Below are 26860 nucleotides of genomic sequence, written 5' to 3'. Positions count from 1 at the left end.
ACCCCTTTCTATGGACGAAAAATTTTATAACGTTTGTATTCAAACTGGTGACCTGGATTTACTTGATTAAATTCTGAGACATGTTCCTTCTGATCTCTAAGTAAAAATTTGATCAACCTCGACGTATGAGTTTCGAATAAAAGTTCTTGAGGTGACAAATATTGGATGATGCTTTTCTCATCACTTTCCTTTAGCTTTCCACCTACTGGTTTCAATGAAAAAAGAATTAAATGATCACTAATTCCATCTTTTAGGAGACCTGTACGTATTCCAACAATCCCCGATGCAACAGACTCAATGCCTGTCTCTTCCCGAACCTGTCGTATGGCCGCCTCATCCAAAGTTTCATCATCATTAACAAAATCTGTTGGTAAGGACCATTGGTTAATTAAACTCCCAAACTGTTTTTTTACCACTAGCCATTTGTTTTCTTCGCTTATCACAATTCCGGCCACTTGTAGCCAAATACTTTTTGAATCCCCTACCATACTAATCCCCCTAACAAAAGATTACCCTTTACTGAAGATTAGTTTACCACATAATTTATAGCCATTCGATTAGAAATCTCGGGATTCGTCAATTTTTGGTGAAGACATTTCTCGCGCTTATCTGTTAAAAAAGCAAAGATAGATTTAAACTACCTTTGCTTTTAAATTTAATGAAAAATATTAAATTTCCCCTTCTTAAGAAGTAATCCTAATCCACCCAATTTAAGCAAGTATCGGTTATCAATGATTTTTTTCATGACAGAAGCAGTCCAACCAAATAGCTTTTTCCCACCAAATACAACTCCAATGGCTTCCCCTTCTCCTAACGATGCAACCGTTCCTTGTATATTTGGCTTAAGTGTTTCCAACTCACTACCACCACGAACTAACACCTTAATATTATGGGCCACAGTATCTGCCATTTGGATAGCAATTTGTGCTGTCGGAGGGTAAGGGCGATCAATTTCTTCATTAATAAGTAATGCACAATCCCCAACGATAAAAATGTCTTCATGGTTCGGTACTCTTAGATGTGGATCAACCTTCACGCGACCACGCATAGTTTCAAGATCAGATTCTTCTACTATTGAATTCCCACGTACACCTGCAGCCCAAATAACAGTTGCAGATGGAATTTCTTCTTGGATCCCATCCTTTTCAACAATAAGACCATTTTCATTTGCTTCTTTGATGGCAGTTCCAATCTTAAATTCTACCCCTTTTGACTCCAATAGGTTCATTGCATACTCGACTAGTGCAGGATCAAAGCCAGGTAGCGCTGTTGGGGCTGCCTCAACATTAATAATACGAACCTTTTCGCGTGGTATATCATATTCTTTGCATAACTCAGGTACACGGTTAGCCAATTCACCAATAAATTCAATTCCTGTAAAACCTGCTCCCCCTACAACGATATTCAATAAATCCTGACGCTCTTCGGGAACGTTATTGTATTTAGCAAAACAATACTCAATATGCTGTCGAATTAGACGTGCACTATTAATTGTGCTAATTGTAAAGGCATGTTCCTTTAATCCCTTAATGCCAAAGGTCTCTGCTTCAAATCCTAAAGCTATGACTAGATAATCGTATGTTAACTCCCCATTATCCAATACTACTTTCTTTTCTTCTGGATGAATGGATGTAACAGTATCCTTTATAAATTCAACCTTGTTAAAATCGACAACATCCTTAATTTTTATTCTTGTACGATCATGATGTAATGTACCTGCACTATTTTCGTGTAACCATGTCGTTTGGTAGTGGTAATCATGTTTATTAACTAGTGTGATTTGGGCTTCATTAACACCCAACTGCTTCTGTAAATTAACGGCAGACATGATTCCACCATATCCAGCACCTAGAATGACAATTTTAGGTTTTTGCATTTCGTATCACTTCCATTTTAAAAGTTTTGATCGTTCTTGAAAGCAAATGTTTGTGACTCAATTCACGTACTAAAAGGTTAGAAAACATGGCATTTTAGCTTTTGAGGTCCTTAGTGCCCTTATGAAAATAGGGAAGTTTATATTCACCTATCTGCGAAAAAAATATTATTAAATAAGTGTGAATTTGTCACAAAATCGTAACATCTTTCCTACCCAACATAATAGTCGTTTTTAAATGAATTTGCAAGCCAAAGGAAGGGATTTCAAATATTCAGTTAATCTCCTTTAGTTTGCACATATTAATGATTGATACAACACGGAATTAAATTTTATGTTAAAATAAAAACGATTTCATTTCATATTACTATAAAATGACTACAAAATGAGTTGGGGGTAAGAGTTGTGTCAGACAAAGTTTATGATGTTACTGTTATTGGAGGAGGACCAGTAGGATTATTCACAGCCTTTTATGCTGGTATGCGTCAAGCAAGTGTGAAAGTCATTGAAAGTCTACCACAATTAGGGGGACAGCTTTCCGCTTTGTATCCAGAAAAATATATTTATGATGTAGCTGGTTTTCCAAAGGTACGTGCCCAAGAATTAATCGATAACTTAAAGAAGCAAATGAGTAAATTTGAACCTACGATCGTTTTGGAACAAGAAGTAGAAAATATTGATAAACTTGAAGATGGAACTTTTAAGCTAACCACTAATAAAGGAGAACATCTTTCAAAAACCATTATCATCACTGCCGGTAATGGCGCTTTCCAACCAAGAAAAATTGAAATTGACGATGCCAATCAATTTGAAGGAAAAAACTTGTATTACCACGTGGAAAACATGCAACAATTTGCTGGTCAAAACGTCATGATTTGCGGAGGCGGAGATTCTGCAGTTGATTGGGCTCTCATGTTAGAACCTATTGCCAAACATGTAACTATTGTGCACCGACGTGATAAATTCCGTGCCCATGAACACAGTGTGGAACTTCTTGAAAATTCTAAGGTCAATATTATGACACCATATTTTCCTGAGCAAATCATTGGTGATGATGAAATTAAGCAAGTAGTTCTAAAAGCTGCCAAAGGTGAAGAAACTAAAACAATTGATGTAGATGCATTGATTGTAAACTATGGATTCATTTCTTCCTTAGGTCCAATTAAGGAATGGGGATTAAATATCGAGAAAAACAGCATAGTTGTAAATTCCAAAATGGAAACTAATATTCCTGGGATTTATGCAGCCGGTGACATTTGTACTTATGATGGAAAAGTAAAACTTATTGCTGCAGGATTTGGTGAGGGACCAACTGCCATAAATAATGCAAAGGCATATATGGACCCAGATGCTAAAGTACAACCTAAACACTCTTCCAGTATGTTTTAAATCTTATAATTATCTAATGAGTGGCTTGGAAAATATCCAAGCCATCTTACATTTCTTAAAAAGGTTGAAATCATAAAGTGAAACTTCAATCAGGCCCCCACTGATTGTTAGCACCCAAAGGGTATGACCTAAAGGCCCTTGAACCAATCGGACATTTACGGGCAATATATAAACTGAGACAAACATGTATTTTAAAAAATGAAATCTTCAAATACTTGGAGCACCACAAACCATCGGTTCAACAGTGGTACTCCATATTTGACCTCACTCTCATCCCACACCTAAAGGAGTGAGCTTTCCCGTTTGGAAAATCTGTAATCCTTTTGCTCTAACGGCCTGAGGACAAGCCTTTCTGTTTCAGAAGTAATATCAAATTTCCCATTTTTTAATCACATCACAATAAGAAAATAAAAAACACACGATTTTATATGTTTTCTCGTGTGTTTAAAATTTTCATTTTGTTTAGCAACCTTCTGGTGACCCTGCTTCTGTTGCCGTTCTAAACGAAGAACCACATCCACAGGAAGCAATCGCATTCGGATTATCGATCGTAAATCCGCCACCCATCATATTTTGTTTAAAATCAATCGTTGTACCTTCAATGATTGGAACATCTTCTTTTTTTACAACTATCGAAATCCCATTTGAATCAAAGGTGACATCATCTTCTTCAACGTTTGCATCGAATCCTAATTTATAGGATAGACCACTACACCCTCCACCTTGGACTCCAAATCGAAGGTGAAGTTGATCTCCTTCCTCTTCTTTAAGCATTTCCTTCACTTGTAAACTTGCATTTTCACTAATTGTAATGACCATCAACTAACCCTCCCTTACTTTATTTTATAGTATACAGTGAAAATCCGTCTCCATCAATTTTAACGATTGGGATACCATTGGTAATTTCCTTTAGCGACTGTTGTGGCTGCCCCCGTCATCCATACCTGGCCATCTAAGTCCCATTTGATGATCAAATCTCCACCAGCCAAATGAACCGTTATATCTTTATTTCGATGAGAAAACCCATTTAGAATAGAAGCAATCGCAGCTGCACACGCCCCAGTCCCACATGCCTGAGTAACCCCTGAGCCACGTTCATAGACACGGAAATTGATTTCATCGGGCTGAACCACTTCTACAAACTCAGCATTTACTCCTTCTGGAAAACGAGGATCTAATGAAACTTTTGCTCCAATGTCATATAAAGGAGCTTGATCAATATCATCAACAAAGAAAACAGCATGAGGGTTTCCCATGGAAACAGCTGTTATATTAAGATGGTTTTCTCCAATTTCAAACTTTTCATTTATAACTTCTTCGCTTTCAGGTCCTATCATAGGGATGATGGCTCGGGTAAGACGTGGTTTACCCATATTAACAGTTACTTCTTTAATAACTATGTTGTCTTGAACATGAACAGTCGCTTGAACAACTCCAGCTAATGTCTCAATCTGAAAGCTTTCCTTTGAAACAATATTGTTTTCGAAGGCGTATTTTGCTACACAGCGTAAACCATTTCCACAATTTTTGCCTTCCGATCCGTCCTTGTTAAAAATCCTCATTCGGACATCAGCTTTCTCAGACGGCATGATTAAGATGAGACCATCTGAACCAATTCCTGTATAAATAGACGAAACATCTTGAGCTAAATGAGAATAATCTTTTTCGTCTAGTTTATCGAATGAAAAAACATCAATATAAATATAACTATTACCTAACCCGTGCATTTTAGTAAAAGGAATGTTCATGATTTGCTCCCCTTATTCTTAAATATGTATAACATTATATTATTTAAATTCAAAAATTGAAAAGAATGGTTGTGATTGTAATACTCTTCTAGTACGTATAAGTTAGGCCAACAGAAAGGAATCTCTCAATAGAAGCTACTATTTATCCATATATGGTTAGAGTGTAAAGGCTCCCAAATTGGGAGCCTTAAAACATAGGATTATCTTCTATATATTGATAAATGTTCTTAACCAGCTCTTCTGGAGTTTCTCCTACAACTCTATCCCCATTAACTAGTGCAAAAAGAGATCGAGAACAAAGACCGCAATGACTCAAGCATCCATATTCTATGACATCTAAATTCGAATCCTTTTCTAGTTCCTCAAATGCCTTGTGAGAACCACTAGCTAAGTTATTGCTACAAAATTCTATAATAGGGTTCATTCTTTCACCTCTTGTTGCCCTCTGTATTACAAGGTATCATATCACACTTACTAGTATGTTACTAAACAGATTACATGATAGGTTTTAGACCTTTATCTTCCAGTTCCTTGAAAATGGTTTTTAATCGAGGGTTCCCTTCCCCTACAACTTCATCATTGACTAAAACTAAAGGATAGAAGAATTCTTCATCAGCTACTCTTCTTGCCATTTGATTATAGGGAGCTTGATTAGGAGGATTATAAATATCCACGTATTTATAAGTAATACCCGTTTCTCCAAACTTGCGGGCAATCGCTGCTTGAAGCCATTCATATGTTTCTTTTGACCCTGGGGCATTCACACAACTTGCACATAGTTGATCTGCCCCATAAACGATAATTTCTATACCCATTTTATAATCTCCCATCCATTACATTTATTTTATTTATAGAAAATACCTATATTTTCATTTTACAAAAAATTAAAAAGAAGATAAAATGAAAAGTGTTCTCAATTAACATTAAAAAATGATACTGATTCATAGATTTTTTTAAAGGAACCTATTATAATAAAGAAATAAGAAAGGGGAAGATGGATGATGCAAACACAGGTTCAGGATGTAATAAATAAGTTACGTCCATTCTTACTCCGTGATGGCGGAGACGTGGAGTTAGTGGATGTTGAAGATGGCATTGTTCGCTTAAGATTAATGGGAGCATGTGGAAGTTGCCCAAGCTCTACAATTACCTTAAAAGCAGGAATTGAACGCGCACTCATCGAGGAAGTACCTGGTATCCGAGAGGTTGAGCAGGTTTTCTAATGGAAATAAGAAAAGCACAAGTGCCCTTGACCATCGACGTAAGGCGGTGAGGCCCACAGGATGTGGGTCACGTAGGCGTTGCCACACGATGCAGCAGTTTTAGCCTACGATCTCCTCTGAGATATAGGAAACACGGTTCACGAAGTGAATCGATGTTGACTTATCGAATGAGAGGAGGGAACCGACTCTAGTCGATAGGGCGCTGGAGCTAGACAAATTTTATACTTTCTTATCTTTGTAAGAAAAGCAAACAGCTGGCAATTAGCCAGCTGTTTTTTCTAGTAAGTTCACACTCCCACAGTTAAAGAAATGGGATTCTAAAATGCTATTCCCTTCTCAGTCCATTTCTGTTTTGAACTAGCCTTTGTGCCATGACCTCATCCTGCTTCGTTCTATTTGCCTTTGAGAAATATGTACCTAACAGGCGGTGTTGCTGTGGCCACAACACTAGATTTAGGATGCTTTCTTGTTTTTTTTCTTTTCTGATAATCCTTATCGATTTGAGAGGAAGGAACCGACTCTAGTCGATGAGCTGCCCCTTGAAACAAGAAAATTACTTGTTTCGAGGGACGCTTGTATTTTTCTTAATCCCCTTCTTTACATACCTCTACTCCTGTTTGACTTACATTCATTTCCTCAATCAATATATCAGGAAACGATGCCTTCCACCGAGTAATGTTCTCCTTAACGACTTGAGGAGAAACAAAACTGATCATCGTTGGACCTGCACCACTTAAAAATGTACCAAAAGCTCCTTCCTTTTTCATAAAGGATTTAATAGCTAAAAAATCTGGCAAAATAGACTTTCGATACGGTTCGTGGAATATATCCATTTCCGACATTTCACCAACCATTTTCCAATCAGCATTTTTTATTCCCGCAACAAGTAGATTAGCAACTGCACTACCACGGATTGCATCACTATGTAAAAGTTCTTTAGGTAAAATTTCACGAGCTTCCTTTGTTGGGACATGGTAGGCAGGAACAAATACCACTAAAGAGACACCAGGACATAAAAATCGGTCATAAAAGAGTTTTCCTTCTACCCATAAAGCAATAACTCCTCCACCTAAAATGGCTGGTGCCACATTATCCGGATGTCCTTCATAGTCAGTCCCGATTTTAACTTTTTCTTCCGGTGACAATCCCAATTGATGTGCCTGATTGGCTAATTCTATTCCAGCTACAATAGCCGTAGAGCTACTTCCTAGCCCTCTTGAAAGAGGAACTTCACTTTTAACAGATACTCGATAACCCTTCTTCCATTCTGGACAACCAATCCATTTTTCAGTAAAATGAAAGGCTTCATAAATTAAGTTATCCTTTCCACGAGGAAGTTGAGACAATTCTTGGTCTTTTGAAAAAAACTCCCACTCTTCCTGTTCCTTCGCTTCGATTTCAAGATACCGATTAATGGCTAATCCGATTGAATCAAATCCAGCTCCTAAATTTGAAGTGCTTCCTGGAACTCGAATCTTCATGCCTCGATTCCTTTCTTAATTTCATCATAAATATCATCTAAGCTTCCTGATAGCACTCTTGGAGTTAAGGAATTCGTTTCAATCGCCGTAACCGGATCTTTCAGGCCATTTCCAGTGAGCACACAAACAACAGTAGAACCTTTTTGAATGTGACCTGCGTCTACCGATTTCATAAGTCCGGCAATAGAGGCACAAGAAGCTGGTTCAGCAAAGATCCCTTCATTCTGAGCAAGCCAATGATAGGCTTCCACAATTTCTTCGTCTGTCACTTCATCAATGATTCCTCCAGAAGAGTCCCTTGCATCAACGGCACCCTTCCAGCTCGCAGGATTTCCGATTCGAATAGCAGTGGCAATCGTTTCTGGGCTTTCAATCACCTTATCTCTTACGATTGCTGCTGATCCACTTGCCTCAAAACCCATCATGCGTGGAAGTTTGTAATCGAATTTTTCATGGTAAGCTTTAAATCCTTTCCAATAGGCAGTAATATTACCTGCATTTCCAACAGGTATGCAAAGATAGTCTGGGGCATCCCCTAGAACATCACAAATTTCAAAGGCTGCAGTCTGTTGCCCATCAATACGATAGGGGTTCACAGAATTCACGAGAGTAACGGCATCGTTTTCAGCAATTTGACGAACCACTTGAAGAGCCTGATCAAAGTTCCCCTTTATTTCAAATACTTCTGCACCATACATGTATGCTTGAGCAAGTTTTCCTTGAGCGATTTTTCCTTCTGGAATAACAATAATACAGCGGAGCCCCGAACGAGCTGCATAAGCCGCTGCTGAAGCTGAAGTGTTTCCAGTAGATGCACAAATAACAGCCTTGGAGCCCTCTTCTACGGCTTTAGCAATAGCCATAACCATACCGCGATCCTTAAAAGAGCCAGTTGGATTCGCTCCTTCAACCTTTGCGTAAGCCTCTATCCCTAGTTTTTCAGAGAGCCGATTTAAATGAATAAGAGGTGTATTCCCTTCATTCAAGGTTATTTTTGGGGTATTTGAGCCAACTGGCAATAAATCCTTATATTCTTCTAAAAGTCCTTTCCATTTGCTCATCCTATTAATCTCCCTCCACTCGATAACAGCTTTTAATTTGATGGACGACTTCTTTATTTTCTAATTTCTTCATAATACTTTCCATTTGCCGCTTACTAGCTGTATGTGTAATCATAATGACCTCAGCTGCCTTTTCATCGGGAACTGGCAATTGGAGAATTTTATCGAAACTAACACCAGTTTCTGTAAAGATGGTTGTAAGAGCTAGAAATGTTCCCGGTTGATCCTCAACTTTAAGCCGAATAAAAAACTTGGCATAGATTTCATCCAAACTTTTTAGTTGTTTATTATACTGAGGAATGATATAAGAATTTCCAGTCACCCCAAGTCTCAGGTTTTTAACAACGGCAATTAAATCAGAAACAATAGCAGTTGCAGTTGGTAGCTTTCCAGCCCCTGGGCCATAAAACATCGTTTCACCCACCGCTTCCCCATATACATAAACAGCATTAAACTCATCCTTGATTCCCGCTAGTGGATGATCAATGGGGAGTAAAACGGGCTGAACACTAACTTCCAACTTATCATCATCCTTAGCCGCTATACCAATTAGTTTGATACGATACCCAAGCTGCTCTGCGAATTTAATATCCTGTTCATTAATATGTCGAATACCTTCAATTTCTACATCATCAAGATCAACATTAGTAGAGAAGGCTAATGTCGCTAGGATTGTCATTTTCCTAGCCGCATCAAGTCCATCTACATCTGACGTTGGATCTGCTTCTGCATAACCAAGATCTTGAGCTTCCTTTAAGACATCTTCAAACACTCGTTGTTCATCGGTCATTTTGGTTAAAATATAATTCGTTGTTCCATTCACAATTCCCATTAATTTTGTGATGCGATCAGAGGCAAGGCCTTCTGCCAAAGCACGAATGATTGGGATTCCTCCAGCTACACTAGCTTCATAAAAAATATCTACCTGATTCTCTTTAGCCAATCTTAATAATTCCGAACCATGGACAGCCATTAAATCTTTATTGGCTGTAACAATATGTTTTCCGTTCTTAACAGCTCTTTTCAAGATTTCATAGGTTCCATTTACTCCACCCATTACTTCAATTAATATATCGAGCTCTGAATCTTCAAGAAGATCACTAGGCTGATCGGTCAATATATTTTCTTGTAAAGGGGTCTCCCGTTTTTTTTGAACGTCTTTAACTAAAATTTTTTTAAGGACGACTGGACACCCTACTTGGTGCATAATCTGTTCCTGATGATTTTGCAAGATATGAACGACTCCACTACCAACTGTTCCTAAACCAAGAAGACCTATTTTTATCTCTTCATCCCTCATTCGTTCCCTCTCCTTCGCTGCCTTTTGTCTTTTTTAAGTGCACACATGTATATATATAAAGGACATTATATCGATTTTAAGGAATAGTGACAAGAGATTATGACAAAACTACAGAATTTGATGTCATTGTTCTTAAAAATAATCTAATATTAACTCATTGTCTCATATCCTAGGTATTTGCATCAAAAAAAGCTTGCAGTTTATGAATAATACAACTGCAAGCTTTTTTTAAGGATTTACCTTTGTTTTAGGGGACATTCCCTTTAAGACAAGGGATATATTTTCTAGACATAATCGCACCATGCTTATTCGTGTTTCTTCAGAAGATGATCCAATATGCGGCAGAGCCACTACATTAGGTAAAGTGAGGAGAGGATGATCTGCTGAGATAGGCTCTTTTTCAAAAACATCAAGACCTGCAGCCCCAATTTCTCCTGAAGAAAGTGCTTCGAACAGCGCCTGTTCATCACACGTAGGTCCCCTTGAAACATTAATAAACACACTATCTCTTTTCATGAGTTTAAAAGCTTTTTCATCAAACAAACCTTTTGTATCTGGTGTTAAAGGAGTGAGACAAACTACGTAGTCTGATTCCCGCAAAAGGTCTTCAAAGGGTAAATAACGTGCTCTTAACTCTTGTTCTATCTCAAGCTTTCGCGAACGATTGTGATAAAGAATGTTCATTGAAAAACCCTTTGCTCTTCTCGCAACCTCTTGTCCAATTCTCCCCATGCCCACGATGCCTATCGTTTTATGATGAATATCCTTACCTGCTAGAAGCAAGGGGCCCCAATTTTCCCACCTATTTTCGCGAATAAACTGTTCTGCCTCTACAATTCTTCTCGCAGTTGCCATCAATAAGGCAAATGTCAAATCAGCAGTTGTTTCTGTTAATACATCTGGAGTATTTGTTACGATAACTCCCTTTTGTTCAGCATAAGAAACATCAATGTTATCATATCCAACTGCCATGTTAGCGATGATTTTGATTCGTTTTCCACGATCGATTAGCGATTCATCAATAGGGTCCGTTAACATAGTCAGAAGTCCGTCTGCCTTTTCCACTTCTGAATATAGAGTTTCAGAGTCTACAGGAATCCCTTCATGCGGCCACATGTTTACTTCAAACTCCACTAGAAAAGGCTCAACAACTTCATCAGGCAATTTTCTTGTAATAAAAACATAAGGCTTTCCCAAAAAGCATCCCTCCCATGACTACTTCTTTATCTAATCATATCATAGGAAAGCCTATTACCAATCTAAAATTGGAATCTTCCAATTCTCATAAGGGATATTAACAAAAGAGAAAAATCGTAATAGTTCTTTTTCATAATGGTTCTGCTTTTTTAACAGTTGAGCATAATTCCTTCCCAACCATTCAACGTCTGGATCATCATTCATGGCATCCACAATGACATCCATGAAGTGAGCAGGAAACAATAATCGCGAATACAACATTCTCCAAGAAAATACAGAGAGATCACGTTTTACAAAATAATGATTTAAAAAATGACGGATATCCTCTCCTTTTCTTTTATCATCTAACCATACTCCTCGAACAAACTCAGCTAAATCTCTAGTAGGATGGTCAAAAACAATCTCATCTGGAAAGACCATGCCTTTATTTTTTAATAAATGAAATCGTTGAAACGTAAACGTTCCTTGATCAGATTGGTCAAAGCGAGGATCTTTTTCCGTCTCGCCAATATACTGGATAGAATTTTCAGCAAGTGAAATCCAATATGGATATGTGTCCATCAGTAGAGAATCAAAGGTAGATGTAATGGAAAGCTGTTGTCTTCTTGCAATCCATTGCTCAAAAACGGCCAGTTTTTGCTCCCAAAGCGCCTTCCATCTTCCGTAATTCGAAAAAAAGTTTGGCATATAAGGATATTCCTGTCCAATTACATGAAATCGCGCAACAAACTCTCCTGGTGATACCTGATTTTGTAAAGCATCATAGGAGAAATAGCTAAACATATATTTCATTCCATCATGTTCCAAAAAAGGTTTTTCCCCATATAAAGCAGGTTGACCTACCGCGAATAATCCTCTCTTTTGAAAGAACTCACTTACCTCACGCCGTTCATACCATTCCTGCTCCTCCATATAAGTTACTCTGGGAGCATATAGTCCTTCCTCTGTCCGATAGAGCTGATTTCCCCCTATAGAAATAACATCCTTAACTTTTTGTCCGAATCCTTCTTCTATAATATCTTTCAACAAGAACCCTCCCCACACACTTTTCTACTAAATTTATGTATAGATACATTAGAATATGGCACGAATTACTAATAAAGAATAAATAACAAATAATAAAATTTGTCATAGACATAGAAAATAAACAAATAAATATAATGAATAACTTAGAAATGGGTGATTGGATGGAAAAGAAGATGAGTAAGTTAGAAGAAACAGCAAGGAAATGGATGGAGGAGCGAGGAGTAACACTAAAGGATATCGGAGAATTAGTTTATTTTTTACAATCAAAATATCATGAAACTCTTAGCATGGATCTGTGTATAGAAAATGTAGACCGAGTCTTGTCAAAAAGAGAAGTGCAGAATGCTGTCTTAACTGGGATTCAACTAGACAGATTAGCAGAAAAGAAGATGCTCGAAGCACCTTTACAAGAAATCATTGAAACCGATGAGAGCTTGTATGGGGTTGATGAAGTAATCGCTCTATCGATAGTGAATGTTTATGGCTCCATCGGTTTTACAAATTACGGATACATCGACAAAATGAAACCAGGCATTTTAGAATCTCTGAATGATAAATCATCTGGCCAATGCCATACGTATTTAGATGATATAGTGGGTGCCATAGCTGCAGCTGCATCAAGCAGACTTGCTCATGGAACTGTAGATGAAGAGTAACAAACATAGTGAAAAAACTGATCTCCTTGCAGGTCAGTTTTTTCACTTTTTTCAGATTATATGTGATAAAATGAGATGGAGTTTTATTATATTTAGGGGGCACTTAAATGAAACGCATAAAGTCTTGGATCCAGAATAAGTTATTTATTTTGTTGCCCGTCATATTACTAATGTTGTTTTTTTCCTTTTCTTTTTTCATAACACTGGACAAGATATCAGAACAACCGAGTGAGAATTTTAGCCGAAGCACACCAGTTGGGAAAATTACATCTAAAAATATCCCATGGGTAGAGAATCATCAAGATGGTAGTTTTTCAATTTATACTTATTTTGACCTATCCCCATATCAAATAGATGTGAATGCTGATTTATCTGTAGCTAACCAAAAAAAATTAGCTCTCCCTATTGATGAATGGGATACCATTTACAAGCTTGAAGACAAACTTTATTACCTTAAAAGAGGGACTCTTTATACAGAAAAAGGTGAGGAGCTCCTGAATGAAATTGAAACATCTGCTGGAAAAGAAAATGTTCTTCTACTTTCAAAAGGTCAAGCCGTTTACCAGCTTAACCTTAAGAATAATTCTGTGAGGAAAGTAATATCTGATATACCTACACACCGAGAAATTCTATTTCCTTCTGAAGACACGCTAGCTTTTATAAATCGTACAGAAAACAATGGAGAAATTCATATTTATCAAATAAAGAATGGAAATTATAACTTTCTAAAAACTGAAAATGTCAAAACACCGCCAGGAAGAAATATTAAAGAGGTGGATGTTTTAATCTCTAATAATAAAATTTCAATTGTTGTTGGAACCGTTCTACAAAAGCAAGCGGATCATGTATTCAACGCTTATTATGACACACATAATCTCGATGAAGATACTCAACTAAAGGAATTATCCTTGATTGATCCTGTCACGGGAGGAATATTTCTTGAATTCCAAGACTTTAGCATAATTAATGAAACAGAGGGAAAAGAAATTGTATTTACCGCATATGGCAATACAGTGACTAAAGATAAAGACGGATTAGGATTCAATATATATAAAGCAGTTATTTCAAATGATAATGTAGATGTAGTTAAGCTGAGTGATACCTTGGGAATTTCAGCTAAACCATTCCAAGCCAATGATGAGGTTCTTATCTGGATGGAATATAAGAATGGATATAACAACCTACTTGCTGGATCATCTAATCAAGATGCTATGAACAGATTAGGCCATGCGACGAAAGAAGATGCAACAATTGCTCTAGGGTTGGTCCTCAGTTCCTATACAAAATCATTCTTTATTTGGATTTTCACTGCTACTTGGTATCTTTTCCCTATGATATTTTTTGTAGTGATTATGGTATTTAAACGTGGTTTTTTGGATCAAGATTTACATTGGGTAACCTATGTAGCCGTAGCTTTATACATGATAGCTGCTTTATTACAACAGGATCGTGTCTTTACTCCAGGATTTGAAGCTAATGCACCTGCCTTTCTATCCTTTCCTGGCAGCTCTTATGTGTGGATATTTGTTAGTGGAATCATAGCATGGATCTTCTTACGTCTTTCTAAAATAGATTGGTCTACCCCTGTAAAAGCATTTTACTTTATATTTGTGCACATTCTTTTCCTTTCTGCATTAGCAGGACCATATTTACTATAATCTGCTTATAGTTTCGCTCCTTATCGAGCATAAAGGGAAGCTTCAATCAGTGGCGTCCCCACAGATTGTTATCACCCAAGGTACCTAAAGGCCCTTGAACCAATCGTATATTTACGGGCAGCCAATCATGAAGCAAGCTTTACCAACAAGGATGAAAATTTAGTTTTATTTTCATGGGAGATAATAAAACGAACAATATACCAAGTGAACTCTGAAAATATACGCAGACTCCTGGAAAAAGGTCTTCACTTTACTTCGTGCCAAGTCATTCGAGTAATAGTCTCTGTCCTTTGGGATGGGGAGACCCACAAGACTTTAGCTCTTAGGAGTTGCTCGCCAGTTGTCCACGGATAGCAAGCATAATCTGAAGTTTGTTTTTGCACCAAACATAATATTGTTCGTTTTTTATCATCTTTCTCCAGCCTCTTGTTAGTTCCAATCATCCAACGAATCAATCGTATACGTGGGTTGAACTTGATATTTTGATAAATGTTCTTTTTGTGTAACACCGGTAAACACTAACAATGTATCGATCCCCGCATTAATCCCAGCCAAGATATCAGTATCATAATTATCTCCAACCATTACAACCTCTTCTTTCTGTAGTTGGATTATTTTTAGAGCCTGTTCTGTAATAACAGATTCGGGCTTCCCTATAAAAATTGGCTGTTGTCCTGTAGATACGGTCACAACAGATGTAATCGATCCGTTTCCAGGCAGAAGCCCTCTTTCAGTCGGAAGTGCTACATCTCCATTTGTAGAAATAAACGTTGCACCATTCCTCACTGCTAAACATGCTCTAGCTAATTTCTCATAGGTCACTGCCCGATCAAGGCCAATAACTACAAAGTCAGCTTCTGGTTGGTCTGTTACAATATGACCCGTTTCTCGAAGGGCATGAAAGAGTCCTTCTTCTCCAACTGCATATACTGTGGCATTCGGCTTTTGGTCATGGATATAACTAGCTGTTGCCATACTAGTTGTTACAATCATAGACGGATCAGCTATAATATTATGATGAGACAAAACTTTCGCTACATCTTCTTGTTTTTTTGTCGAATTATTAGTGACAAACAGATAAGGAATACTTTGTTCATGAAGTCGTTTTACGAATCTTCCTGCGGCTTCTATTCTTTCTGAACCACGATACATTGTTCCATCTAGGTCAATTAAATATCCTTTATATTGATTCATATTAATTCTCCTTTTAAATCAGGTCTTTGCTTTATTTTGTGCGTAAGAAAAGAGAGATAGACATTTCTTCTACCTCTCCTATCATTAAACATTTCGCATTAATTTTCAACTGTCTTCTTAATTTTGAATTCACAGCACGCCTCACCTCGAACAATACAGGAAGCTGCTTTAATTTCTTTATGATCCAAAACCTCTTGAAATAAACCAACCTCGAGCTTGCACAGATTCTGGTAATCCTCCGCGATTCTTTCAACTGGGCAATTAAATTGTCTGAGCGAGTATTCTTGCTCATTCTCTGTTAATTCAACCATGTATCCACTATTCTCTTGAACTTCTGCTAATTTTTGAATACGCTCCCACAATGTCGGCTGAGTTAGATATTTTTTATATAAAGGAGCACTTTCTTGAATTCGATGGCGCAGCAAATCATGGACTTTTTCCTTTCCATCCATTTCTTCAATGGAGCGTAAGATGTCGAGAGAGAAGTTTTGATAATGATTGGGAAACACGTCCTTTGCTCTTTCATCTAAAAGATACAAACTTGAGGGCCTACCCATTGATTTTCGTACTAATTGGGAACGTATAAAATGATCATGTTCTAAAGTATGCAAGTGTCGTCTCACAGCCATCTCTGTGATTCCAAGACGTTCTGCCATCTCAGGTACGGTTAATTGTTTTTCTTTTTTTAACATGATCAGAATTAAATCCTTTGTTGATGTTTTTCCTCCCACTCTTCATCCCCTCCTTTTTCTTCCATTATATAAAAAGTTTCCATCATTAAGTTGTTATTTATATGACAATATTTCGAAAGTTAACTTTGATCACTATTTTTAAAAGCATGAACAGGTCCTAATTCCTCATTAACATACTTTCTTACAGATGACGAGTAAGTAGATAATACAGATACAGATTCCGAAAACTTTCTTGAAATTTCGTCATGATTTAAACTAATGTATTCCCTTAAAAGAATAGAACGGAGCTTAACTACAGTTTTATAAACGTCTGAATCCTGTCCCTTTAGCACTTGTTCATCTACGAGAATATCAATAATATCCTCATAACTACCTGGATCTCGCATAATGAAACCATCGATCATCATGTTACCTACATCAATAAATGCTTCAATCCACATATGAACAATTCTTTCAAGCCCTAACTTTTCAATGGAAGAAGAAAAAGTATGTTGACTTTTGAATTGATTTAAAATTTCATCCATATAGGTTAGTGTAGAATCTATTTTAGCACGATCAATGAAATACATGTTTTTTCTCATCTCCTTTTCAATGTTTAATCATATCATAATTTACCTTTATCCAAAGGTTTGTTATGATAAAACATATGTCAAATAAGAACGGTGGTAAGGGGGATTGAAATGAGCGAAGAGCGTTTCTTTTTGTATGATGAAAACAATTCTGTTGATAGTCGTTTTGTAAGCTTCGTGGGTGAATATAATCGATTTGATTTAGCGATAATAACAACTGACAGATATTTTGGGAAAAAAATAGTTCTTGATATTCAAGGAAATCGTTTTGCAATTATTGGTCAAGATGACGTAGAAGAACCAGGTTACCTTGAGCATGCGTATAATTTATCAGAAGTTGAAGCTGATGAACTTAGGGATTTCTTAAAAGAAGTCATTTAGAAAAGCGCAAGTGCCCTCGACCATCGACGTAAGGCGGTGAGGCCCACAGGATGTGGGTCACGTAGGCGTTGCCACACGATGTGGCAACGCCTACGATCCTCTGAGATAAAGGAAACACGGTTCACGAGGGCTCGCATCCTGCGAGTCAGTTCGGTGTTGCGACAAATGTTTTCGGTGGGCCGAGTAATCGGATGTCGAGTTTTTACCCGAACCTCCTTCATCGATGTTGACTTATCGAATGAGAGGAGGGAACCGCCTCTAGTCGATAGGGCGCTGGAGCCAGACAAATTTTGCTTTCTTATCTTGTTAAAAAACAACCCAGCTGGGTTGCTTTTTTTATACTATCAAAAATATAACTTAAGTCGGTCGATAGTACATGAAAAAAATGAGGCTTTTCCTATTAGGACTTATAATCTCAGTTTTTCTAGTTTTAAACTATTCTTCCACTAGTTCTGGTGGACATTCCACCTGCTTGACCACAAAATAAGCACATCCAAAATTACAATACTCATAAAGGTATTCAGGTAAGGTGCTTATTTTAGTATCAAAGGTTGCTTTTGAATTTTGATCATCGAAAAATCCCTTAAGCCTTAATTGACCATAGCCCCAGTCACCGATTATAAAGTCATACTTAGATAAAATATCACTATACCGCTCAACAAAGGGCTGTTCATCAAAAGCCTCTCTATAATTCTCAATGACCTCGTAACATTTCCCTTGAACTTGAACTACACTCATTGTAATCACCTCTAGCTTTGTCTTAGTTTACCACATTTTGACCTAAAAGGTGAACATTCTCCTGTAGGAATTTCCTTGGATGAAACATTGATTCCGACAAATGATAAAACAGAGAGGAGAAAAGTATATATTTAGCGGGAGGTTTTTCGGATGAATAAAGGGTATAAACGATTGGCCACTTTTCTGTGTACTTCCGCTATTCTGGCAACGGGCTGTGCCCAGGATATGGTGGACGAAGGGCAGGATTCCTTTAATGGACACGAAGATCCATTTATAGGAAACAACAATATTCAAGAAGGGTATAATCCTTCTGTAGTTAATTACCAAAGAGAAAATGATGTATCTCAAGATCGATTTGGATATGTACGTTACGATGTAACACAAATTGATCGAGAAGATCAAAATTTCGAAATGGTCATTGATCGAGAAAAAGCAGCTGATATGATCACAAGAATGTTGCTTACTTTAGATGGCTATAACGAGGTAGCAACCCTTGTTACAGATGAAGAAGTTCTAATTGCCTATGAGCCAAATGGAGATGGAAATTTAGATCGCGAAAAACAACTTCTAAATACAAAAAGAACAGCCTACTCCGTAGTTCCTGGGTGGTATGAAGTTTATGTAACGGATAGAGACAATGCTTATCAAGACTTAAACCGTCTAAGTAGCACTTCAACACGTTCTAACAATTATGAAAATGTTATAGAAGAGACGATTCGTCGAATGATCACCACAACTCCCCAAGGGGAGGAAGGGAACGGACTTAATAGAGAAATGGAACAGAGATACAACACTTCCCCAATGCAATAAGACACCTCATGAGGCTTACCGGATTGGTAAGCCTCTATTTTTAAGTCTTATTTCCAAAAATCCTCACTTATGTTTTTCTATATTTTTCTCACACTAAAAATAGTTCTTATCCCTAAGGAGTTGAATCGATGCTTATTTTCCGAGGAAAAATTACATTAGCTATACTCTTTCTTTTTTTATTGATTTCACCAACCACATTTCAAGCAAATGAAAACGAAGATGAAGCTGCAAAACGAATGGCCTTATTCAAAAAAATGGAAACCATAACTCAAATCCCATGGTACTATTATGCAGCCATCGATCAGTATGAACGACAAATCTATAAAGAAAAAATCTCAGATGGTGTGATTTCTATACAAATTCCAGAAGATAAATGGGCAGGTCCATTAAATCCTTCTCAAACTGATAAGCAAAAAGAGTATCAAATTGCTTTTTTTGAAGGTATGGGAAGAGATGGTGACGGCGATGGTTTTGCTGACCGTACAAATGATGAAGATATTTTGGCCTCTATTGGTCATTATTTTTTACAGTACGGACGATCAAAGGATGATATCAAAATTGCCCTATGGCACTTTTATGAAAGAGACTTAAATGTCCAAGGGATAATCTACAATGCGCGTGTGTTTAAAGCTAATGACTCCATCGTTTTAGAAGACCGTGTCTTCCCTCTTCCTAAAAATTATAATTACAGTTATCGTAGTACATGGGGAGACGGGAGAGGATTTGGTGGACGCAGAATTCATGAAGGGACCGATATTTTTGCTAATTACGGAGTTCCTGTTCGATCAACTACTTATGGTGTTATTGAAATTAAGGGTTGGAACCGCTTTGGTGGTTGGAGAATTGGAATTCGTGACATTCATAATATCTACCATTATTATGCACACTTAAATGGATTCGCAGACGGTGTTGAGGTTGGACAAATCGTCAAACCTGGAGATGTTATTGGATCAGTAGGTGCCACAGGTTACGGTCCTCCCGGAACAAGCGGAAAATTTCCTCCACACCTTCACTATGGTATGTATAAAGATAATGGATACTCCGAATGGTCCTTTGATCCTTACCCATTCTTAAGAAAATGGGAGAGGATGGATAAATAAATGGAGAGCAAGGTGATTCCACTAAATGTTAATTAAGAGGAATCACCTTTTTATTTATTTTCTACATAGAAAAAGCCCGAAGTCCCAGATTACAGGACCTCAGACTTTACTAACACATATTAAGTTTGCTTTGCCTTCTTTACTGCATGAACAACCGAGGCAGTTAATCCTCCCCAAATAATGACCATACCGATGACCATCATAATCACAGCTGAACCTGTCATTATTGAGCCACCTCCTTAGATTGATCATTGTTAACGTCATAGTTCAAGTCATTATTTGGCCATTTTTTAAGTGTTAATAATGCACCTATAAACATAGCCCCAATAGCAACTAGCCATCCATAGTTAAACAAATATTCAAGTGGGTATCCACCATAGAATACTCGTTCCCCTGTCTCAGGATTAATTGATCCAACAATATCAGTCTTAAGATTTTGAATCATCATGTATCCAAGAACTACTGGTGTAATTATTCCTAAACAAGCTCTCCACCATAGACCCAGTTTTATATCTGACATAGTATCTGCGTGGCCTTGTAAATCTTTTAATGATTTTGCAAACCAAGCAATTGCAACTACTTCAAATAAACCTGATAAAGCTACACCATAATTATTTATAAAATAGTCTACAGTATCTAATAAGTTAAGTCCGCCTTGATTCGCAAAAAACATGGATAGAATCGCAGCAAGTCCTACACCACTTCCAACAGCTGCTCCACGTGAGATATTAAATTTTTCTTGAAGACCAGCAACATAGGTTTCTGATATGGAAACCAGAGATGATAAACCAGCCAAAACAAGTGATCCAAAGAATAGTACTCCAAAAGCACTAGACCAAGAACCCATCTGATTAATAATTTCTGGAAATACCATAAAGGCTAGGCCAACACCACCACTTACAACATCTGCTACTGCCTGATCTGTTTGACTTGCCATAAACCCTAAGGTTGCAAAAACACCAATACCTGCTAACAATTCAAATGAAGAATTTGCAAAACCAGTTATAAAAGCATTATTTGTAATATCTGATTTCTTTGGTAGGTAAGAAGAGTATGTGATCATAATCGCAAACGCAATCGATAAACTAAAGAAGATTTGACCATATGCTGCTACCCATACTTTACCATCTGTAATTCTTGACCAATCTGGTTGGAAGAAAGCATTCAATCCATCCAAGGCACCTGGTAAGGTTACAGCTTTAATTACTATAATTAAAAATATAACTAAAAGTGCAGGAATAAAAATCTTATTGGCAATTTCAATACCTTTCTTAATACCTAATCCTAAAATAATAAATACTACTGCCCACACTCCGAGGAGTGGCAACAAAACTCCTGAAACCATTGAGCCAAAAACTCCAGCATCTGCTAAGTTTAAGTAATCTCCAACGAAAAATGCAGTTGGATCATTCCCCCATTTGGTTCCAAATGAAAAGTAAGCATACATTGCTGCCCATGCAATAATAACAGGATAATAACAAGAAATAACGAATGAAACCCCGACCTGCCACCAACCTATCCATTCAAGGCCTTTATTCAAGCGGCCATAGGATTTTGGTGCTGATCCTCTAAACTTATGTCCTATTGTGTATTCCATAATTAATAACGGAATACCCGCGGTAAGAAGAGCAAATAAATATGGCAAAAAGAATGCTCCACCTCCATTTTCATAAGCAGTAGCTGGAAAACGCCAAATGTTTCCCAAACCAATTGCAGAACCCATAGCTGCTAGTAAAAAGCCAGCACGAGTCCCCCACTGTGCACGTTCATTCATGCCTAAACCTCCCCATTGTTTTTTCCTCTTAATGGAAGTATTAAGAGAATGTTTAAAATTTTTATTTTTTTCTGACTTATTAATATTTAGATTATAACTAGTACATTTATGCTTGTCAAAGGAAGTTTTTTGTTAATTTCAACGAATTTCCCCGAAAAGTTAGGAAAATGCGAGTGTGTTCTTTAATAGTTATGTGAGTTTTGCTTGATGAATTTAGTTTTGATATGGGGTTATAGTCTATTAGGAGGAGTGATTGGATCGTACTGATCTTTCTAGCTGATAATTTGTTCATTTACTTTCTTATGGCACGCGTCTTCTTCCTGATTTTGCACATATCATTTCGAAAAACTTCCGTGTATCTTTCCTGTTTTGCGACAACAGACTTTAGTCTCCCCTTGAAACAAGAATTTTCTGGGAAAAAGCTTTAGTAGCTTTTCCTTGCTGCAACTAGTTGGGGCAAAACCGAGATGGACTTTAGCGAATTTTTTTCGTTAAGCTAGACAGATGTTATACTTTTCTTGTCTTGTAACAAAAGGGATACCCTAACTAGGGCATCCCTCAAAAATATATTTATATTGCTACTTTTGAATTTTTAGAGTGAATGACAAGCGCAATTCCCAATATTAAGACTACTGGTACAACAAAAGCCAATAAAAAGCTTCCGCTTACACCTAAAACAATATAACCAGTAGCTGAGGCTCCTGCAGCAATCAAAGCATATGGTAGTTGAGTAATCACGTGATCCATATGATTGGATCCAGCTCCTGTTGAAGACAGAATGGTTGTATCTGATATTGGGGAGCAATGGTCACCAAATACAGATCCAGCTAGAACAGCTGCTAAAGTTGGTAAGAAAATGGATGGATCCACAACTGCTGCAACATCACCAGCAATTGGAATCATAATTCCAAAGGTTCCCCAAGATGTCCCCGTTGCAAATGCCATAAATCCAGCGGCGATAAAAATTACAAGAGGTAAATAGGCAGCATCCATTGCTGATTCTTGAACGACTTGTCCAAGATATTCGCCTGTTCCAATTAGATCAATAATGGTTCCGATCATCCATGCTAATACCAAAATGTAAATCGCAGGTAACATGGATTTCGCACCCTCTGATAAAGTTTTGCCAAGGTTAGCTTTAGGTGACGTTTGTAATACATATAGGACAACTCCAACAATAACGGTAATTAAGCCTCCAACAAATAAAGAGAAAAGAACATCTGTATTTTCAAAAACAGACAACCACGTGACTGCACCCTCTGCATTTTGAACACCAGTGTAAATCATTGCACCAACTGTAGCCACAATTAAAATAATGATAGGTAATAACAGGTGATAAATTTTTCCGTTCGTATGTTGGAAAATATCTTCACTAAGATTTCCAGGAATATTAGAGCGTTCAGGGTTAATAACTTCTCCTGTTTTAATCGCACGTTCTTCATGCGCTCTCATAGGTCCAATGTCCATTTTGAGGAATGCAGTCAAAAATACCAATAATAAAGCAGTAACTACATATAGATTCATCGGAATCATTCGAATAAACGCTTCAAACGATCCATATTCTGTTATCTCATGAGTTACAAGGGATGTACCTATTAAACCAATAATAGTTGCGCCCCAACTTGATATCGGTGAAACGACACAAATTGGTGCAGAAGTTGAATCAATAAAGTAAGCTAATTTCGCACGAGACACTTTATGTCGGTCCGTAATTGGGCGACTGACTTGTCCAACGGCTAAACTATTAAAATAATCGTCGATAAAAATAATGAGACCTAGAACTGCAGGTACAACCTGTGCACCTGTTCTGCTCTTCACATGAGAAACCGCCCATTTACCAAAGGCTTGATTTCCACCGGTCGCACTGATAAGGGCCGTTGTCATTCCTAAGAATATTAGAAACGCAAACAAATACCATGTACCACTATTCAAACCATCCTCTGCAGACCAGAATAGTGTGTAAAAGGTCGTCCAAATTTCTTGTAATGATTGGACTGGAGAAAAATCGTGAATAAAAAATGCGCCTACTACAATTCCCGTTCCAAGTGACAAAAGAACTTTTCTTGTCGAAAGGACGAGGATAATCATAACGAGCGGTGGCACTAGTGAAAAAATTGTTCCTTCCATGTTTACCCCTCCAATTTTTTTATAACCGCTTATTCTTAGAGGAGAGGCCTTTTACTCAAGGAGCTTATGAACGCAAAAAAGGCAATGATAGAAAATAACTATCATCCCCCTTTAGTAAGTATGATCCGGTTATCTCCATCACGATCAGTAGCGCTCCACGAAATAAAAATAGTAATTACTTCGTGACAGTGTCCTCCTTCTTAAAGATGACACCAATATAAAAGACGTTGACCCTCTTTTATACTTCGGCAAATCAACCCTTTCTGAAGTGATCATAGTTGTCATTCTCCCACTTCATACTTATGTGATTCGCGCCTCTACCTCATCGAATAGATAAGGTTTATTCAGATATAAAATCAAAGGTATTTTAACACATTTCGACAATCATGGCAAATCTCCTTCAAGTGAATTATCAAAAGGTAACGTTACATCAGGATTGTTCCCTTCACTTCCGCCATTATAGTAATAGGGAACGTCCATTGGGATAAACCCAGAATCAATAGGGATGTCTGTTGTAACTACAGTTTCATCTGTGGCAAAAGGAATGACGATTTGGACGGTAACTGCTAAACTAATGGATAAATCATAGAAAACAGAGTTTATTGCCTTTGCTTCCATTTTCCTAACAACATCTGACTGCACGGAACCAATAACTTTAAAAGTAACCGGAACTCTAGGCCCGAGGTTTGCAAGTATACTATTATTTGTTGCCTGACCAATAGGAATCCTGGTTATTGTCGGATCTCTTTTTTGACTATTTCCCTCCAAACTATCATCATCGATATCCAGAGAATTACTTGATGGATCAGCCTCTCCCTGTTCAAGACGATGCAAGTAATTTTGAACCCGATTTGTAGTTGCCCGTAAAACTTCATTGATAATGACTGAGTTCCACCTTACAAATACAGGTTCACCTTCGGAATTCTTTTCTATGATCACAACCTCTTGTGGTTGTAATTCATCAGCTATTTTTTTACTAACTGCCTCATTAATTGCTTCCTTAGCATATTGCTCTGTTTTTGTTTTTGCAATGCTCATTAAGGTTGGTTCAATTCCTTCATTTATAACCCATAAGCTGACCCCTGTTGTGATTATAAAAAAAAGAGCGGTAATGACAAACACCTGTCCAAAAGAAGGTGGTCCACCCTTTGTTTTAAATCGACGGTACTTTCTCACATAAATACCCCCTCCATTAAATGCATATGCAAAAAGGGAAGGGGGTTTTCCTATTTTAAAATTAAATTTTTACTGCTTTTGCTGGGATGGTTGTATCGCAATCTTTAATAATTATATTTAATTCTTTCGAGAGATCAATCTCATAATGTTGCGATAAGCGTTTACCATCTTTCTCCAACACTCTAACTATAGGACGATCGCACAAGTGAGGATTCTGCCGTGCAATAACGCCTTGACTACCATCACTTAAAGCAACTCCAAGTCCATTAGGATAGACTGCCACACTTCTTCTAAAGGATTCCACCATCTCTTGATCAAATAATGTACCTGAACCTGCATAAAGGATTTCTAACGCTTCATGAGGCAGCATTGCTCCCCTGTAGACTCGATCACTAGTGACGGCATCAAAGACGTCTGCTATCCCTATAATTTTAGCATAAGGATGAATAGCGTCCCCTTTAATCCCTCTTGGATAACCTGAACCATTTATCCTCTCGTGATGCTGATAGGCACAATGTGCAGCAACTAGAGGGATATTTGCTGCCTTACGTAACACCTCAAAGCCGTCCTCTGAGTGCTTTTTGATTATGGAAAATTCTTCATCCGTAAGTCTTTCCTTTTTTAAAAGAATTTCTTTAGGGACCAGCATTTTACCTACATCATGTAAGATAGCACCAAATCCAATTTGTTCTAATTGCTTTGCGTTATAATTCAATTCAGTTCCTAATGCTATAGAGTATATCGTTACATTTAAGGAATGAGTGTAAATATAATCATCATATGTATAGACATCCGATAACAAAGAGATAACTTGTTTATTACTATTAAATTCTGTTAAAATGCTGCGAACCACTTCCATCATTTTCTTCTCTGTTTTTTCAAAGATATAGGATTTTGACAAATTTCCATTATCTCTAATCTGTCCAAGAGATTCCTTGATTGAGGTCATTGCATTTTGTCTTACTTCTTCTGAGATTGGATAATGATGCTGAATATCATCGGTATCTGGGTCTTCTACATAAATATATGAAATTTTCATCTCCATCAACCGCTCTATCATTTTCGCAGTAAGTGCCACTCCTTGACGAATTAGTACACGACCATTAACATTATAAATTGGTCGACTTAGCTTGTCACCTACTTTCAATGACTCAATTCTAAATAGCCTCATTCTATATCCCCTAACATAATTGGTTTAATAGACATTGTTTTACTTCTATTATAACGAAATATTTTACAAAAAAACTCATTTTTTTCATGAATAGCAAAAAAGAACCTGATTTTAGGGTAATCCCCAACAGGTTCTTCCATAAAATGATAATTTAACGCATATTTCTCCCTAATTACTTTCATCCACTAAACGTAGCAATGCTTCTCTTCCAATCATCCCTGGTTCCCAACCGTATTTTCTTTTCGCTTCTACAGTAACTTTATTTAAAGGTGCTTCTAAGAGATCTTCGAGACTTCTTACCCCAATCGCTCTAGCTCCTACTATTTTTCGATCTAGTAATTTCTCATTTAATAAATCCACATCAAGCGCACCACACATTATATATCCATTTTCATTTGAAATTGTTAATAAATTGGTTTTAGGTAGTTTTACAGATACACCTTTAAACATGTGCCCATTAATTATGATTGGTTCAAGCTGTATCATAGCATCATCTCCCTCCTCTTTTACTATATG

General features: G+C 37.3%; 28 protein-coding genes and 1 riboswitch. Of the genes, 7 read left to right on the top strand and 21 right to left on the bottom strand.

The annotated features are described in order from the left end of the window. Positions 1-8: 8 nt before the first annotated feature. Together RZN25_09955 and RZN25_09950 are read right to left on the bottom strand one after the other, a co-directional pair. On the bottom strand, positions 9-488 hold the full coding sequence (locus tag RZN25_09955) for an NUDIX domain-containing protein (GenBank protein MEQ6377144.1): 480 nt from the start codon (positions 486-488) through the stop codon (positions 9-11). 167 nt (positions 489-655) lie between these two features. Beyond that, positions 656-1876 (bottom strand): NAD(P)/FAD-dependent oxidoreductase, encoded by a 1221-nt coding sequence (locus RZN25_09950; protein ID MEQ6377143.1) that lies wholly within the window; start codon positions 1874-1876, stop codon positions 656-658. A gap of 402 nt (positions 1877-2278) precedes the next feature. On the opposite strand from RZN25_09950, the gene RZN25_09945 reads away from it, so the two are divergent. Then, complete coding sequence (locus RZN25_09945) at positions 2279-3262, top strand: NAD(P)/FAD-dependent oxidoreductase (protein MEQ6377142.1); 984 nt, start codon at positions 2279-2281, stop codon at positions 3260-3262. Between the two features lie 462 nt (positions 3263-3724). On the opposite strand, the gene RZN25_09940 is transcribed toward RZN25_09945, so the two are convergent. The 4 genes from RZN25_09940 to RZN25_09925 all read right to left on the bottom strand — a co-directional run bounded on the left by RZN25_09940 (position 3725) and on the right by RZN25_09925 (position 5825). Next, a complete protein-coding gene (locus RZN25_09940; protein MEQ6377141.1) occupies positions 3725-4081 on the bottom strand; it encodes an iron-sulfur cluster assembly accessory protein in 357 nt (118 codons plus the stop codon). Between the two features lie 59 nt (positions 4082-4140). Continuing rightward, complete coding sequence (gene dapF, locus RZN25_09935) at positions 4141-5013, bottom strand: diaminopimelate epimerase (protein ID MEQ6377140.1); 873 nt, start codon at positions 5011-5013, stop codon at positions 4141-4143. Positions 5014-5197: 184 nt separating this feature from the next. Beyond that, the gene (locus tag RZN25_09930; protein ID MEQ6377139.1) at positions 5198-5434 is read right to left on the bottom strand and encodes a YuzB family protein; all 237 of its coding nucleotides are present in this window, start codon (positions 5432-5434) and stop codon (positions 5198-5200) included. A 70-nt stretch (positions 5435-5504) separates the two neighbouring features. Continuing rightward, positions 5505-5825 (bottom strand): YuzD family protein, encoded by a 321-nt coding sequence (locus tag RZN25_09925; GenBank protein MEQ6377138.1) that lies wholly within the window; start codon positions 5823-5825, stop codon positions 5505-5507. Positions 5826-6011: 186 nt separating this feature from the next. Between RZN25_09925 and RZN25_09920 the strand changes: the two genes are divergently transcribed. Beyond that, positions 6012-6233 (top strand): NifU family protein, encoded by a 222-nt coding sequence (locus RZN25_09920; protein ID MEQ6377137.1) that lies wholly within the window; start codon positions 6012-6014, stop codon positions 6231-6233. Positions 6234-6817: 584 nt separating this feature from the next. Here RZN25_09920 and thrB read toward each other — a convergent pair. The 5 genes from thrB to RZN25_09895 form a co-directional block, all read right to left on the bottom strand. Next, the gene (gene thrB / locus RZN25_09915) at positions 6818-7714 is read right to left on the bottom strand and encodes a homoserine kinase (GenBank protein ID MEQ6377136.1); all 897 of its coding nucleotides are present in this window, start codon (positions 7712-7714) and stop codon (positions 6818-6820) included. Beyond that, positions 7711-8775 carry a threonine synthase gene (gene thrC / locus RZN25_09910; GenBank protein ID MEQ6377135.1) on the bottom strand — a complete coding sequence of 355 codons (1065 nt, stop codon included), beginning with the start codon at positions 8773-8775 and terminating at the stop codon, positions 7711-7713. The genes thrB and thrC overlap by 4 nt, the downstream gene beginning before the upstream one ends. Before the next feature lie 4 nt (positions 8776-8779). Next, positions 8780-10075, bottom strand: a complete 1296-nt coding sequence (locus tag RZN25_09905) for a homoserine dehydrogenase (GenBank protein MEQ6377134.1) — start codon at positions 10073-10075, stop codon at positions 8780-8782. A gap of 228 nt (positions 10076-10303) precedes the next feature. Then, positions 10304-11272 carry a D-glycerate dehydrogenase gene (locus RZN25_09900; protein ID MEQ6377133.1) on the bottom strand — a complete coding sequence of 323 codons (969 nt, stop codon included), beginning with the start codon at positions 11270-11272 and terminating at the stop codon, positions 10304-10306. Positions 11273-11326: 54 nt separating this feature from the next. Next, a complete protein-coding gene (locus RZN25_09895) occupies positions 11327-12298 on the bottom strand; it encodes a hypothetical protein (GenBank protein ID MEQ6377132.1) in 972 nt (323 codons plus the stop codon). A 161-nt stretch (positions 12299-12459) separates the two neighbouring features. Here RZN25_09895 and RZN25_09890 point away from each other — a divergent pair, with 161 nt between their 5' ends. Both RZN25_09890 and RZN25_09885 read left to right on the top strand, forming a co-directional pair. Next, positions 12460-12954 (top strand): phosphatidylglycerophosphatase A, encoded by a 495-nt coding sequence (locus RZN25_09890; protein MEQ6377131.1) that lies wholly within the window; start codon positions 12460-12462, stop codon positions 12952-12954. A gap of 107 nt (positions 12955-13061) precedes the next feature. Further along, complete coding sequence (locus RZN25_09885) at positions 13062-14612, top strand: hypothetical protein (GenBank protein MEQ6377130.1); 1551 nt, start codon at positions 13062-13064, stop codon at positions 14610-14612. Between the two features lie 429 nt (positions 14613-15041). Here the strand turns inward: RZN25_09885 and RZN25_09880 are convergent, their stop codons facing one another. From RZN25_09880 to RZN25_09870, 3 genes are all read right to left on the bottom strand, one after another. After that, entirely contained in the window at positions 15042-15806 is a 765-nt protein-coding gene (locus RZN25_09880) for a TIGR01457 family HAD-type hydrolase (GenBank protein ID MEQ6377129.1), read from the bottom strand. Between the two features lie 98 nt (positions 15807-15904). Then, positions 15905-16537 (bottom strand): HTH domain-containing protein, encoded by a 633-nt coding sequence (locus tag RZN25_09875; protein MEQ6377128.1) that lies wholly within the window; start codon positions 16535-16537, stop codon positions 15905-15907. 80 nt (positions 16538-16617) lie between these two features. Further along, entirely contained in the window at positions 16618-17067 is a 450-nt protein-coding gene (locus RZN25_09870) for a DUF86 domain-containing protein (protein MEQ6377127.1), read from the bottom strand. Positions 17068-17178: 111 nt separating this feature from the next. Here RZN25_09870 and RZN25_09865 point away from each other — a divergent pair, with 111 nt between their 5' ends. Beyond that, on the top strand, positions 17179-17448 hold the full coding sequence (locus RZN25_09865) for a DUF3055 domain-containing protein (GenBank protein ID MEQ6377126.1): 270 nt from the start codon (positions 17179-17181) through the stop codon (positions 17446-17448). 435 nt (positions 17449-17883) lie between these two features. On the opposite strand, the gene RZN25_09860 is transcribed toward RZN25_09865, so the two are convergent. After that, positions 17884-18186, bottom strand: coding sequence for a YutD family protein (locus RZN25_09860; protein ID MEQ6377125.1), 303 nt, complete (start codon positions 18184-18186; stop codon positions 17884-17886). A 150-nt stretch (positions 18187-18336) separates the two neighbouring features. Here RZN25_09860 and RZN25_09855 point away from each other — a divergent pair, with 150 nt between their 5' ends. Together RZN25_09855 and RZN25_09850 are read left to right on the top strand one after the other, a co-directional pair. Next, complete coding sequence (locus tag RZN25_09855; protein MEQ6377124.1) at positions 18337-18996, top strand: YhcN/YlaJ family sporulation lipoprotein; 660 nt, start codon at positions 18337-18339, stop codon at positions 18994-18996. A 128-nt stretch (positions 18997-19124) separates the two neighbouring features. Next, positions 19125-20096 carry a M23 family metallopeptidase gene (locus tag RZN25_09850; protein MEQ6377123.1) on the top strand — a complete coding sequence of 324 codons (972 nt, stop codon included), beginning with the start codon at positions 19125-19127 and terminating at the stop codon, positions 20094-20096. Positions 20097-20215: 119 nt separating this feature from the next. Here RZN25_09850 and RZN25_09845 read toward each other — a convergent pair whose 3' ends face one another. The 6 genes from RZN25_09845 to RZN25_09820 form a co-directional block, all read right to left on the bottom strand. Next, the gene (locus tag RZN25_09845; protein MEQ6377122.1) at positions 20216-20320 is read right to left on the bottom strand and encodes a methionine/alanine import family NSS transporter small subunit; all 105 of its coding nucleotides are present in this window, start codon (positions 20318-20320) and stop codon (positions 20216-20218) included. Further along, complete coding sequence (locus tag RZN25_09840; GenBank protein MEQ6377121.1) at positions 20320-21870, bottom strand: sodium-dependent transporter; 1551 nt, start codon at positions 21868-21870, stop codon at positions 20320-20322. Before RZN25_09840 ends, RZN25_09845 begins: the two co-directional genes overlap by 1 nt. Before the next feature lie 570 nt (positions 21871-22440). Then, positions 22441-23997: a Na+/H+ antiporter NhaC family protein gene (locus RZN25_09835; protein MEQ6377120.1), complete on the bottom strand. Its 1557-nt coding sequence runs from the start codon at positions 23995-23997 to the stop codon at positions 22441-22443. Positions 23998-24137: 140 nt separating this feature from the next. Next, a riboswitch (Lysine riboswitch) is annotated at positions 24138-24325 on the bottom strand. Between the two features lie 56 nt (positions 24326-24381). After that, complete coding sequence (yunB, locus tag RZN25_09830) at positions 24382-25173, bottom strand: sporulation protein YunB (protein MEQ6377119.1); 792 nt, start codon at positions 25171-25173, stop codon at positions 24382-24384. 61 nt (positions 25174-25234) lie between these two features. Next, positions 25235-26344, bottom strand: a complete 1110-nt coding sequence (locus RZN25_09825) for an HD-GYP domain-containing protein (GenBank protein MEQ6377118.1) — start codon at positions 26342-26344, stop codon at positions 25235-25237. Between the two features lie 168 nt (positions 26345-26512). Further along, on the bottom strand, positions 26513-26830 hold the full coding sequence (locus RZN25_09820) for a DUF1805 domain-containing protein (GenBank protein MEQ6377117.1): 318 nt from the start codon (positions 26828-26830) through the stop codon (positions 26513-26515). Positions 26831-26860 lie beyond the last annotated feature (30 nt).

The sequence above is a fragment of the Bacillaceae bacterium S4-13-56 genome (assembly GCA_040191315.1).
GTDB lineage: Bacteria > Bacillota > Bacilli > Bacillales > JAWJLM01 > JAWJLM01.
The sequence above is the reverse complement of the archived record's forward strand: the minus strand, read 5'-3'. Positions and strand labels throughout refer to the sequence as shown.